We start from the raw sequence: 12,706 nt of genomic DNA, 5'->3' as shown, positions 1-12,706 counted from the left end.
GATGCGATTTGTTGATGAATTTCGCGATCCTGAACTTGCCCGTAGTTTAGTGGCGCAACTTGAAAAATTGATGGAAAAAATGCCGCACTTTACGGCGCAGAATCCATTGTATTTAATGGAAGTGTGTGGCGGGCATACTCATACAATTTTTAAATTTGGGTTGGATCGGCTATTGCCAAAAAGTATCGAATTTATTCATGGCCCAGGTTGTCCTGTCTGTGTGCTTCCTATGGGGCGTATTGATGTTTGTATTGAAATTGCATTAAAGCCAGATGTCATTTTCTGTACTTTTGGGGATGCGATGCGAGTGAAAGGTCGCAAAGGTTCGCTGTTAGAAGCAAAAGCGAAAGGCGCAGATGTTCGTATTGTGTATTCACCTTTGGATGCATTGAATATTGCACAAAATAATCCGAATAAAAAAGTCGTCTTTTTTTCCTTAGGATTTGAAACGACGATGCCGAGCACGGCAGTGACGCTTCAGCAAGCCAAAAAACTAGGAACAAAAAATTTCTGGATTGTTTGCCAAAACATCACCATTATTCCAACGTTACATAGCTTGCTGGCACAAGATCAAGTCAAAATTGATGGTTTTCTTGCGCCAGGGCATGTGAGTATGGTGATTGGTTCATCGCCTTATCAAGGGATTGTCGATAAATATCACAAACCTTTCGTGATTACCGGTTTTGAACCTTTAGATATTTTGCAGGCGATTGTGATGTTAGTGCAGCAATTTGCTGATGGCCGTTGTGAAATCGAAAATCAATATAAACGCATTGTGGACGATCACGGAAATGCTTTAGCCCAACGTTCAATGCAAGAAGTATTCCAGCTTAAAGCAAGCAGTGAATGGCGTGGCTTGGGGGAAATTGAACAATCTGGTGTGGAATTAACGGATACTTATCGTGAATTTGATGCCGAAATTTATTTCCAAAGCCAAGCGCAACAGGTGGCGGATGATCCTAATTCTCGTTGTGGCGATGTCTTGACTGGGCGTTGTAAACCATCTGATTGCCCATTATTTGGCACAGGTTGTAATCCTGATAATGCTTATGGCGCATTAATGGTTTCTTCCGAAGGCGCATGTGCAGCCTATTATCAATATCGGAGAGAATAAAATGAGCGAATTTATCACTATGGCGCACGGCAATGGCGGTGCTGCCATGCAGAAATTGATCCAAGATTATTTTGTTGAAGCCTTTGCCAATCCAATTTTGGCACAAGGGGAAGATCAGGCAAGAATTCCATTAACAGAATTAGCAAACCAAGGCGAAACACTGTCATTTAGCACGGATAGTTTTGTGATTGATCCCATTTTTTTCCCTGGTGGCAACATCGGGAAATTAGCAGTGTGCGGCACGGCCAATGATGTGGCGGTGTGCGGGGCGATACCAAAATATTTATCCTGTGGCTTTATTTTGGAAGAAGGATTGCCACTTGCGGATCTTAAAGCAATTATTCAATCAATGGCAGAAACCGCAAAAGCAGCGGGCATTCAGGTTGTTACTGGCGATACAAAAGTGGTACAAAAAGGCGCAGTGGATAAAATTTTTATCAATACCAGTGGAATTGGTGTTATTCCTCAAAATTTGGATTGGGGAGTTCATAAAATTCAAGCTGGCGATAAAATCATTGTTAGCGGCACTATTGGGGATCATGGCGCAACAATCTTAAATTTACGTGAAAAACTGGGTATCCAAACGGATCTTCACAGTGATTGTGCGGTGCTTTATCCACTAATTGAAAATTTACGCGAAGTAGATGGCGTAAAAGCGGTTCGAGATGCGACCCGTGGGGGAGTCAATGCTGTTTTGCATGAATTTGCACAGGCGCAACAGCTAGGTATTAATATTGATGAACAAGCCTTGCCAATTCGCCAAGAAGTGCGGGGAATTTGTGAATTACTTGGTCTTGAAGCATTAAATTTCGCTAATGAAGGAAAGCTTGTTATTGTTGCCTCTGATGAAAAAACACCAGAAATTTTGACCGCACTTCGTCGTCATCCATTAGGTGAAAATGCGGCTGTGATTGGTGAAGTGACAACCGATAAAAAAGTGCGTTTAGTGGGCATTTTTGGACAAAGTCGATTGTTAGATTTACCAACAAATGAACCATTGCCAAGAATTTGTTAATGATTAGGTAAAATCAATACTTTAGAAAAATTAAATAGGTGAAGTGATTTCTCAACTTAGCAAAAATACCTTAGAACAGCTAGAGTAGTTTATCCATCACTGGCAATTTCTCCCAAATGGCACAGAAGGTTACCGCACTATAGAGATTACAATGGTCGGTGTGGGTGGTGATTATATTTTATCCTAAGCAATGGGAGCTACAGGCCTTTCTGGGCTTTATTTTCTTGCGGTAAATCGTGCTTTTACAGGCATACGCAATGCAATTCGCTCACGGTTTAATGCTAAAGCATTTTCTGTGGGCAAATAATTTTGCCAAAGATTAGGATCATCAGGTAGCTCCTCTGCCCAAAAATACTGTACATTGAAACCGCGAGCAAGACACTCTTCATGCAATAAGTCGTAACGTTGCTTTAAAAACGCAAGTTTATTAAAGAAAAATCGTACGTGTCCTTCGCCTAATTTATAATATTCAGGCTGCCCTTTTAAACTAAATTTTCCTTTCGCAACCGCATTTGGAATCCGTGTTAGCTCGCGATGTTCCGCTAATAGATGCTGATCGCAAAGTTCAGCAGGAGGAACAAGGTTAATTCTGGTCATAAAATCTCTCTTTATTATTTCATATCCCATCGAGTAATGAATATGACTAATTCCACCAATAATGTGCTAGGTAATAATAAGGTAACGGTTACTAAAACTAAGGTGAGTAGAAAAACTAAATTATTGCTTTTATTGAAAGCTTAGAAGAGGAAAAATAAAGGGGTGGTGGAGCTGGGGGGAGTTGAACCCCCGTCCGAAATTACTCTACCTTCAGCACTACACGTTTAGTCTCGTCTTTAATTTCACTTAAGCATGCGGACAGACACGCTAAACTTAAGCTAGTTTGATTCAATTTAGTGCTTCGATCCTCAAACGGTGGCTTCCACACGATCTCGTTTTGGTTTGACTCCGCGTTATCCCCGTCTTACGAGCGGAAGCTGGGGCGCGAAGGCTAAATGCAGGTTATTAAGCTGCTAAAGCGTATTGTTCGTCGTTTGCGACTATTTTTTTGCGGTTTATTTACGAGGCCTACCGCACCTCGACGTGCACCTTGGGCTTCGCTAATCCCGTCGAATCCAGAATCAGCCCCAAAATTGTAGACTAGTCTAACAAAAAACAAGCAGAAGAAAAAGAGCGGTATTTATTAAATGCGAGAGTTAGGGTAAAATTTCGGCGTTTTATAGGAGAAAATAATGTCATTTTTTAAATATTTAGTACTCGCTTTGTTTGCAGCTAGTTGTTCAATTTCTTCTGCAATTGCAAAAGAAAATGTTTCAAAGGAAAAACCTAAAAGTGTAGAAAAAACGGCAACTGCAGAAAAAAGCTACCCTAAGTATGTTAACTATGCTATTTCTATTGATGTTGGCGATAGAGATATTGTGGTAGGTGAGGATGGTCAAGCGCTTTCTCGCTTTAAATATACCATTACGAATAAAAGTGAATTCCCGATTCAAAATATTCAATGGATGAGTGTGTATGTGCATAATCGTCAAGTTGTGCATAGCCAAGATATGCAAATAGAATTAGAAAATACCTTATTACCAGGCAAGTCTCTGACAATCAATTTACAAATTCCATTTGCTCAAATTGATGAAAAATACCGTTCAATTTTTATGAATACACAAGAACCTATTCATGTGTATAAAATTGAACGTTCAGTCATGTTTAAAGATAAGAGAGTCGTTTCTGATAATTAATCATGTATACTTGAACAGTAATTAAAGTGCGGTTATACTAAATAAAATTTAACCGCACTTTTTTTATGCTACAAGATAAAAAAATTATTCACATTGATATGGATTGTTTTTACGCATCGATTGAGATTCGTGAAAATCCTAATTTGCAGGGAAAGCCTGTTGCTGTAGGTGGTTCTTCTCGTCAACGTGGTGTATTAACAACTTGTAATTATGAGGCGAGAAAATTTGGTTTGCATAGTGCAATGCCAACGGCTCAGGCCATAAAAAAGTGTCCTAATCTTATTCTTGTGCCTGTGAATATGACGTTGTATAAACAAGTTTCGGCGCAAATTCATCAAATCTTCCAGCGTTATACCGATATTATTGAACCACTTTCTTTAGATGAAGCTTATTTAGATGTTACGCATTGCCAAAAATGTTCAGGTTCAGCGACTTGGATCGCACAAGAAATCCGCCAAGCTATTTTTGATGAATTGAAATTAACGGCTTCAGCGGGTATTGCGCCTTTAAAATTCCTTGCCAAAATTGCCTCGGATATGAATAAACCTAATGGGCAATTTGTGATTAAGCCGAACGAAGTCAGTGAATTCATTAAAACCTTACCTTTAAATAAAATTCCTGGTGTGGGTAAAGTAACATCACAACGATTACTTGATATGGGATTAGAAACTTGTGCTGACATTCAAAACTTTGATCAAATCGTCTTATTAAACCAATTTGGTAAGGCGGGTAAACGTATTTGGGATTTTAGTCATGGCATTGATGATCGTGAAGTACAAGCCCATCGTGAACGTAAATCAGTCGGCGTAGAACAGACGTTGATTGAGAACATTCACACAATTGAGCAAGCTTCAGCCTTATTAAATAATCTTTATGACGAGTTAATTCGTCGCCTTGAACGTATTAATTCTAATATACCGTTATCTGCATTTCGTAAAATTGGCGTGAAACTTAAATTTGAAGATTTTCAAGTAACCACTTTAGAGAAAACAGGTTTGCCACTTTCTTTAGAGAGTTTTCAGCAATTACTTCCCCAAATTTTTATGCGAGCAAAAGGGCGATCGATTCGTTTGATTGGGCTACATGTCAATTTACCCGAAGAAAATAAACAAGAACAAATGAGCCTCTGGTGATATAATCTCGCAGTTTTTTAGGAGTCGATACTATGGAACATAAATTAGAAGATATTATTGCAATTTTTAATCAATGTTTTGAAGAGGAATACAACACTCGCTTAGTCAAAGGCGGTGATGAACCCATTTATTTACCCGCAAATGATGAAGTGCCTTATAACGCGATTTATTTTGCGAGAGGCTTTTACAGCAGTGCATTGCACGAAATTGCCCATTGGTTAGTGGCAGGCAAAGAACGTCGTAAACTAGAAGATTTTGGTTATTGGTATGAGCCAGATGGACGTTCAGAAGAACGTCAGCGTGACTTTGAAAAAGTTGAAGTTAAACCGCAAGCATTAGAGTGGATTTTGGCAACGGCAGCAGGTTTTCGTTATTTTGCCAGTGCGGATAATTTGAATGGCAATCCGGGCGATACACAGCCTTTTAAACAAGCCGTGTATGAACAAGTGAAAATCTACGCGGAAAACGGTTTACCAAAACGAGCTGAAACGTTACGCCATGCTCTTGCTATGTTTTATGGCACAGAAGATCGTATTGATTTAACTAAATTTGATGTGACGCGTATTTAAAGAGCGGCGATTTTTAACCGCACTTTTGACACTGTCAATTTTCCCTAAAATCGGCTAGAATACGCCGATTTTATTTTCGGTGACTTACAAATGATGAAAGATTCCATTATTGCAAAATTAGAAAGTTTAAAAGAACGTTATGAAGAGCTAGAAGCCTTATTGGGCGATGTTTCTGTAATTAGTGATCAGGATAAATTCCGTGCGTATTCTAAAGAATATTCGCAACTTGAAGAAGTGGTGAAATGTTTTAATCGTTGGACGCAATTAAATCAAAATATCGAAGAAGCTGAAATATTGCTCGACGATCCTGAAATGAAAGAAATGGCGCAAATGGAAATCGAAGAATCCAAAGCGGAAATTGAAGAAGTGGAACAACAACTTCAAATTCTTTTACTGCCGAAAGATCCTAATGATGAATATAACTGCTATTTAGAAATCCGTGCGGGAACTGGCGGTGATGAAGCGGGTATTTTTGCGGGTGATTTATTCCGTATGTACAGTCGTTATGCTGAAAGTAAACGTTGGCGTGTAGAAATGCTCAGTGCTAACGAAAGTGAGCAAGGCGGTTATAAAGAGGTGATTGTTAAAGTCACTGGCGAAGGTGTGTATGGTCAGTTAAAATTTGAATCAGGCGGCCACCGTGTACAACGTGTACCAAAAACAGAAAGCCAAGGTCGTATTCATACCTCTGCTTGTACTGTTGCGGTTATGCCAGAATTACCTGAATCTGAAATGCCGGAAATCAATCCTGCAGATTTACGTATTGATACCTACCGTTCATCTGGTGCAGGTGGTCAGCACGTTAATACAACAGACTCAGCGGTACGTATTACCCATATTCCAACAGGTATTGTGGTGGAATGCCAGGATGAGCGTTCACAGCACAAAAATAAAGCGAAAGCAATGTCGGTATTAGCGTCACGTATTGTTCAAGCAGAGCAAGAACGCCAAGCTGCAGAACAAACAGATATGCGCCGTAACTTATTAGGCTCGGGTGATCGTTCTGATAAAATTCGTACATATAATTATCCGCAAGGTCGAGTCACAGATCACCGTATCAATCTCACTATTTACCGTTTGGATGAAGTGATGAATGGTAAAATTGATGAATTGATTCAGCCGATTATTACCGAATATCAAGCGGATCAGTTGGCGGCATTGTCTGAACAGAATTAATGATAGGGGCATCTGATTTCAGATGTCCTTTTTAACTTTACAGGGAAATAAAATGATCATTGAAAATCAAAAAGATGCTGAATTTTCTTCTGCTTTCAAGCCTTCTCAACCCGCTCAAGCGAGCCGTTTTAAACGCTGGCTTGCTAGTATGATTAATGGGCTTGTGCTTTGGGTGATGGTTGGTCTCGGTTTTGCATTGGGGGATTTTGTCGGTGTAGTGGGGACGATTGTATATGCTGGTTTTCAGTTATATTTCATGAAAACCTATGGTCAAACAATGGCAAAACGCTGGTTAGGCTTGCGTGTATTTAATTATCATACCCATCAATCCGTTGAATTTGGTAAATACATTGGCCGTGAGATTATTGATATTTTATTGGCGTGGACGAGTTTCTTATTGATTATTAGCGGTATTGTTGCACTTGTGCGCGATGATCGTCGTTCTTTAACTGATTTAGTGGCTGGTACAATTGTGTTAAAAGACGAAAAATAATGAATTATAAAGAATGGCTGGCACAAGCGATTGCGGATTTGGCACAAAAAAATCCCACTGAAAATAGTAAAATTGATGCGCTTGTGCTTCTTCAACATGCTACTGGCAAATCGCGTACACAAATCCTTGCTTTTGATGATACTGAGATTGATGAAAAAGTGCGGTTAAAATTGACCGCATTTTTAGATCGTCGTCTAAAAGGCGAACCTATCGCTTATATTCTTGGTGAAAAAGAATTTTGGTCGTTGCCATTAAATGTCTCAAAAGGCACGTTAATTCCTCGTCCAGATACTGAAATTCTCGTAGAGAAAGCATTACAAGTCGCGTTAGAAGAACTGGAAAAAAATCCACCGCACTTTCGTATTCTTGATCTTGGCACAGGCACAGGCGCTATCGCGTTAGCATTAGCATCGGAGCTTTCCTCTATTTGTCAAAAACAACAGATTTCATTAGAAATAATTGGTGTTGATCTTATGCCTGATGTTGTGGCGTTAGCCCAATCTAATGCAGAAAGAAATAAGTTAAATGTGCAATTTCTGCAGAGCCGTTGGTTTGAAAATATAACAGGGCAGTTTGATCTTATTGTCAGCAATCCGCCTTATATTGATGCTCAAGATGAACATTTGCATCAAGGCGATGTGCGTTTTGAACCCCTTTCTGCATTAGTTGCTAATGATGCGGGGTATACTGATTTACGTCATATTATTGAATTAGCACCGAGTTATTTGAATTCTAATGGCGTATTGTTGCTTGAACACGGATGGCAACAAGGCGAAAAAGTGCGGTCAATTTTCCAAGAAAATCATTGGGAAATGGTTGAAACCGTGCGTGATTATGGCGACAATGAGCGCGTCACTTTAGGTTTTTGGAAGAAGTAATGAAATATTATCGACGTGCGTTATACGATCAATTTGTGCATTTTTATAATACCATCTCAGATGATGGCACATCAGAAGCGCAACTTCGGGGAAAAATTGGTGGGTTTGTGCGTCGAGCGCGTAAAGAAATTTCGCCAGATTGGCCGAAAGAAGAGCAGATTCATCAGCTATTACAGCTATTTTATGGTGATTGGGGCTTTCATTGTGATCCAGAAGAGTATTTCTATGCACGCAATTTGTATTTGCCTTATGTGTTGGAGCATCGTCAAGGAATGCCAGTGACGCTTGGGGCAATTGTGCTTTATTTAGCCGAGGTATTGGATTTGCCGATTTACCCCGTAAATTTCCCAACACAGCTCATTTTACGTGCTGAAGTAAGAGATGAAGTGGCTTTTATTGATCCTTGGGATGGTACTTATATTTCACAAGAAAAGTTACAGCAACTTTATGAAGGTGCATTTGGCTTTGGTATGCAAATTCAACCCGCAGAACTTGATAGAGCCGATCTTTCCTTGCTTTATTCTCGTTTTGAGCAACTGGCGAAGAATGCACTTATCCGCGAAGAACATAACGACATGGCATACCGTTATATTGAAAATTTATTGATTGGTAATGATGAAGATCCTTATCACATCCGTGATCGCGGTTTGGTTTTAGCTCAGATGGGCGCTTATCCTTCAGCATTAAAAGATTTAGAATTTTTTGTGGAACGTTGTCCGGAAGACCCAACTGCGGCTTTAATCCGAACTCAACTTTTAGAACTTAAGGGCGAGATTGATAAAGATCCTTTTGCCCTCCATTGATTTAAGGAAAATTTATGCAAAATAAAATTGTAAAAATCGGCAATATTGATGTTGCAAACGACAAACCTTTCGTGCTTTTTGGCGGAATGAACGTACTTGAAAGTCGTGATATGGCAATGCAAGTCTGTGAAGCTTATGTGAAAGTGACGGAGAAACTTGGCGTGCCTTATGTGTTTAAAGCTTCTTTTGACAAAGCGAATCGTTCATCTATTCATTCTTACCGTGGCCCAGGCATGGAAGAAGGCTTAAAAATTTTCCAAGAATTAAAAGATACCTTTGGGGTAAAAATTATTACTGATGTACACGAAATTTATCAATGTCAGCCTGTTGCAGATGTTGTCGATATTATTCAACTTCCAGCCTTTTTGGCGCGTCAAACAGATCTCGTTGAAGCGATGGCAAAAACAGGTGCAGTGATTAATGTGAAAAAACCACAATTCTTAAGCCCGGGTCAAATGGGCAATATCGTGGAAAAAATCGAAGAATGTGGTAACGATAAAATCATTCTTTGTGATCGTGGAACAAACTTTGGATACGATAATTTAATTGTGGATATGCTTGGCTTTAGTGTTATGAAAAAAGCATCTAAGGGTAGCCCAGTTATTTTTGATGTAACCCACTCACTTCAATGCCGTGATCCATTTGGGGCAGCATCAGGTGGCCGTCGCGCACAAGTAACCGAATTAGCGCGTTCAGGTTTAGCTGTAGGGATTGCAGGTTTATTCTTAGAAGCGCATCCAAATCCAAATCAAGCGAAGTGTGATGGCCCATCTGCATTGCCTCTTTCTGCGCTTGAAGGCTTTGTCTCTCAAATGAAAGCGATTGATGATTTAGTAAAATCTTTCCCAGAATTGGATACTTCAATCTAAGAAAATATTTAAGCAAAAGTGCGGTTAATTTTGACCGCACTTTGATCTGCACCCCAAAACCTGGACACCTATTTTGAGGTGCAGATTATGTCCTACTCTTATCAATTTCGTTTGAAAATTATCAAACTCGTTACCGAACAGGATTATGGTATCCGTGAGGTGGCTAAACTTCATAAAATTTCCCACGCTCTCATCATTTATTGGCTAAAAGCATTTCGGGAAAGAGGGCTTGATGGCGTAAAATTGCCTTATACAAACCTTAAAACACCGAAAATAGTGAAGCCAAAGATGAAAAAGAAAGACATTGAAATTCCAGAAACTACAGACTTTTCACCTAAAGCGTTTAAAAAGTTACAACGAGAGCTCGCCTTGGTTCGTGCGGAGATTGCTTACCTAAAGGAGTTGGAAGCGCTCGACCGTCAAAAACAACGACAGAAAAAAGAAAAATCATTGAAAGATTGAAGCCAAACTACGCATTAAATGATTTACTTCGTGTGGCTAAAATTCCTCGCTTAAGCTTTTACTATAAAGAGATTAAGCGAAATTATCACGAAGCTAAAGAAGCTATTTTATCGCCGTATAAAAAGAACAAAAACCGAGATGGTTATCGCCCCATGACGCTCAAATTACGCTAAAAGGTAAAGCGGTTCAAAGTATGAGTCGCCGAGAAAATTGCTACGATAATGGGGGGATTGAAAGTTTTTTTGCGATACTAAAATCAGAGTGTTTTCACTCACGGACTTATCATTCAATTGCTGAATTACAGGCTGAAATTGAAGAATATTTAAGTTAACTAACCTGTCCAACTTTTTGGGGGGCAGATCGCTTTTTCCGTTAATTTTTACTTTATCCAACAGCGCTGTATAATGTCACGCTTTTGAATATAAACGATATGAGGGGGAAGCTCATGATTAAAATCGATACCTTACCGCAATTTTTGCGTAACAAAGTGGCGGAAAACGATGCCTTTGGTCTCGTGGAGGGCTTGTGCCAATTATTACGTAGCAGCCCCACAGAAAAAATTTCTCCGACCTTGCATTTGTTTAAGTTTATCTTAAAGAAAGATAAAGAATTAGGATGTTCTGTTTCGAAATTATTATGTGGTTGGTTATGTGGTTTACGCCTTTACCACTTGTTTATTAGTAGCGGTATTCTTACACGTGGCGGTTTTGGACAGGAGATGAAAACGCGTATTTATGAGCGTTTTAACCCCTCTTTTAAAGATATTAATGATTTACGTGATATTTTTTATTTATTATTTAGCGATAAAAATGATGCACGCTGGATTGATGCTGTTCCTTTAAAAACGTGGCGAGGCGTATTTGGCGTCTTAACCCATTGTACAGAACAAAAAGATCGTGAGCGTTTAAAAAATCATATTGAAAGTGAAGGGCTATTTGCCATTGAGATGCTTTCAATTTGGATTGCTGCTGAAGATATGGATCCTGAGCTGATGCGAATGGAGCCCTCTCTGTTGAACGCAGATTCCCCTTTTGTGGCATTACACCATGAAGTGGTGAATTGGTTACAGGCGCGCCGCCAATCAACCGTTTTTGATGATAGCCATTTACAGGTAATGTTTAGCCAATGTAAAAAATTGGTTGAGCGTTTGCAAAAACGTGGAGCAGTGGTGGGTTCTTCTTTAAATACGGCTTATTTATTGGAGCGTCTTTCTCAGACCTTAGAACGATTAGAAACCTTGATGGCGATTTTTGTTTCAAATCGCTATTTACCACGCCGAATATTGTTATTAACTGGCTGTTTTGCCCGCGCAGCAGCAGAAAAACATAGCATCATCCGATTATGGAAACAAAGCTCTAGATTAATTTCACGTAGTATTACCCAAAATGCGGGCGATCACGGCGAGCATTACATTACTCGAGATAAAAAAGAGTATTGGGCAATGTTTTATTCTGCGGCAGGTGGTGGTGTATTAATTGCACTGATGGCGCTATTTAAAATCTATCTAGGCAGCATTATTGATGACAAAGTCTGGAAAGGGATTGCCGAAGGCTTAAATTACGGCTTAGGTTTTATGGTGATCTTTATGTTGCATTTTACGGTTGCAACGAAACAGCCAGCCATGACTGCAGCCCATTTTGCTGAGGCTGTTGAGAAAACACCTCAAGGTAAAAGTGTCAATATGAAATTAGCCCAATTATTAGTAGATGTATTTCGCTCTCAAAGTATTGCGGTGCTAGGTAATGTGCTCATTGCGATGGGATTGGCTGCATTGATTGCTTTTGGTTACCAATATAAAACAGGTGAGCCGTTGATGAATGCTGATCAAATCGCTTATCAGTTACATAGCATTGATCCTTTTGCGGGAACTTTATGGTTTGCAGCCATTGCGGGTGTATGGTTATTCTGTTCAGGGATTATTTCGGGTTATTTTGATAACCGTAGCAATTATTTGAATATGCGTATGCGTTTAACCCAACATCCGTTATTGAAAAAATTAATGTCTGAGAAATCTCGCGTTAAATTTGCTAATTATATGCATGAGAATTATGGCTCGCTTATCGGTAACCTTTGCTTTGGTATGTTGCTTGGGATTACCGGTGTGGTAGGTTACTTAACGCACCTTCCGTTAGATATTCGTCATGTGGCATTTTCATCTGCGAATGTAGGCTATATTGCAGTGAGCGGACAATTCACCTATTTATTGCTTTTACAATGCATTGGTTTTGTATTGTTGATTGGTTTAGTGAATTTAGTTGTCAGTTTTTCATTAACGCTTTGGGTTGCACTGCGTTCTTTGAATGCGGAAATTGATAGCTGGTGGCCAATTTGGTATGAAGTTTGTCAAATTGTGAAAAAACGTCCATTAAGCTTATTTCTTCCTGTTCAATTAGATAAATAATCGGCTTAAGTGATCTGCACCCCACTCTCGGACTTATCACTCAATCGCTGAATTACAGGC

14 protein-coding genes, 1 other RNA gene and 1 pseudogene are annotated in these 12,706 nt (G+C 39.5%); 14 read left to right on the top strand and 2 right to left on the bottom strand.

Annotation, left to right across the window (positions count from 1 at the left end):
- Position 1 precedes the first annotated feature (1 nt).
- The 3 genes and pseudogenes from hypD to HMPREF9096_RS09415 all read left to right on the top strand — a co-directional run.
- Positions 2-1,114 carry a hydrogenase formation protein HypD gene (hypD, locus tag HMPREF9096_RS03615; protein ID WP_009500624.1) on the top strand — a complete coding sequence of 371 codons (1,113 nt, stop codon included), beginning with the start codon at positions 2-4 and terminating at the stop codon, positions 1,112-1,114.
- Position 1,115: 1 nt separating this feature from the next.
- Entirely contained in the window at positions 1,116-2,129 is a 1,014-nt protein-coding gene (gene hypE, locus HMPREF9096_RS03620; RefSeq protein ID WP_032803461.1) for a hydrogenase expression/formation protein HypE, read from the top strand.
- Positions 2,130-2,169: 40 nt separating this feature from the next.
- Positions 2,170-2,313 (top strand): annotated as a pseudogene (locus HMPREF9096_RS09415) (NAD(P)/FAD-dependent oxidoreductase); the annotation flags it as partial.
- Between the two features lie 32 nt (positions 2,314-2,345).
- Here the strand turns inward: HMPREF9096_RS09415 and HMPREF9096_RS03625 are convergent.
- Both HMPREF9096_RS03625 and ssrA read right to left on the bottom strand, forming a co-directional pair.
- A complete protein-coding gene (locus HMPREF9096_RS03625) occupies positions 2,346-2,726 on the bottom strand; it encodes a pyrimidine dimer DNA glycosylase/endonuclease V (protein WP_032803459.1) in 381 nt (126 codons plus the stop codon).
- Positions 2,727-2,889: 163 nt separating this feature from the next.
- Positions 2,890-3,255, bottom strand: a transfer-messenger RNA (tmRNA) gene (gene ssrA / locus HMPREF9096_RS09170).
- 103 nt (positions 3,256-3,358) lie between these two features.
- Here ssrA and HMPREF9096_RS03630 point away from each other — a divergent pair.
- From HMPREF9096_RS03630 to HMPREF9096_RS03675, 11 genes are all read left to right on the top strand, one after another.
- Positions 3,359-3,862 carry a hypothetical protein gene (locus tag HMPREF9096_RS03630; protein WP_009500621.1) on the top strand — a complete coding sequence of 168 codons (504 nt, stop codon included), beginning with the start codon at positions 3,359-3,361 and terminating at the stop codon, positions 3,860-3,862.
- Between the two features lie 65 nt (positions 3,863-3,927).
- Positions 3,928-4,995 (top strand): DNA polymerase IV, encoded by a 1,068-nt coding sequence (gene dinB / locus HMPREF9096_RS03635; protein ID WP_009500619.1) that lies wholly within the window; start codon positions 3,928-3,930, stop codon positions 4,993-4,995.
- Positions 4,996-5,027: 32 nt separating this feature from the next.
- Positions 5,028-5,564, top strand: a complete 537-nt coding sequence (locus HMPREF9096_RS03640; protein ID WP_009500618.1) for an elongation factor P hydroxylase — start codon at positions 5,028-5,030, stop codon at positions 5,562-5,564.
- A 93-nt stretch (positions 5,565-5,657) separates the two neighbouring features.
- On the top strand, positions 5,658-6,740 hold the full coding sequence (prfA, locus tag HMPREF9096_RS03645) for a peptide chain release factor 1 (RefSeq protein ID WP_032803489.1): 1,083 nt from the start codon (positions 5,658-5,660) through the stop codon (positions 6,738-6,740).
- A gap of 52 nt (positions 6,741-6,792) precedes the next feature.
- Positions 6,793-7,233: an RDD family protein gene (locus HMPREF9096_RS03650; protein ID WP_032803456.1), complete on the top strand. Its 441-nt coding sequence runs from the start codon at positions 6,793-6,795 to the stop codon at positions 7,231-7,233.
- Entirely contained in the window at positions 7,233-8,111 is an 879-nt protein-coding gene (gene prmC, locus HMPREF9096_RS03655; RefSeq protein ID WP_009500613.1) for a peptide chain release factor N(5)-glutamine methyltransferase, read from the top strand. Before HMPREF9096_RS03650 ends, prmC begins: the two co-directional genes overlap by 1 nt.
- Positions 8,111-8,914 carry a SirB1 family protein gene (locus tag HMPREF9096_RS03660; RefSeq protein WP_009500612.1) on the top strand — a complete coding sequence of 268 codons (804 nt, stop codon included), beginning with the start codon at positions 8,111-8,113 and terminating at the stop codon, positions 8,912-8,914. Before prmC ends, HMPREF9096_RS03660 begins: the two co-directional genes overlap by 1 nt.
- A gap of 14 nt (positions 8,915-8,928) precedes the next feature.
- Positions 8,929-9,783 (top strand): 3-deoxy-8-phosphooctulonate synthase, encoded by an 855-nt coding sequence (gene kdsA, locus HMPREF9096_RS03665; RefSeq protein WP_005629022.1) that lies wholly within the window; start codon positions 8,929-8,931, stop codon positions 9,781-9,783.
- 87 nt (positions 9,784-9,870) lie between these two features.
- Positions 9,871-10,245 (top strand): transposase, encoded by a 375-nt coding sequence (locus HMPREF9096_RS03670; RefSeq protein WP_009500610.1) that lies wholly within the window; start codon positions 9,871-9,873, stop codon positions 10,243-10,245.
- Positions 10,246-10,438: 193 nt separating this feature from the next.
- Entirely contained in the window at positions 10,439-10,576 is a 138-nt protein-coding gene (locus HMPREF9096_RS09510; RefSeq protein WP_009500608.1) for an IS3 family transposase, read from the top strand.
- A 114-nt stretch (positions 10,577-10,690) separates the two neighbouring features.
- Positions 10,691-12,646, top strand: a complete 1,956-nt coding sequence (locus HMPREF9096_RS03675) for a site-specific recombinase (protein ID WP_032803451.1) — start codon at positions 10,691-10,693, stop codon at positions 12,644-12,646.
- Positions 12,647-12,706 lie beyond the last annotated feature (60 nt).

The organism is Haemophilus sp. oral taxon 851 str. F0397, from assembly GCF_000242295.1.
Lineage (GTDB): Bacteria > Pseudomonadota > Gammaproteobacteria > Enterobacterales > Pasteurellaceae > Haemophilus.
Note: the sequence above shows the minus strand (reverse complement) of the source record. Positions and strands in the feature narration are given on the sequence as shown.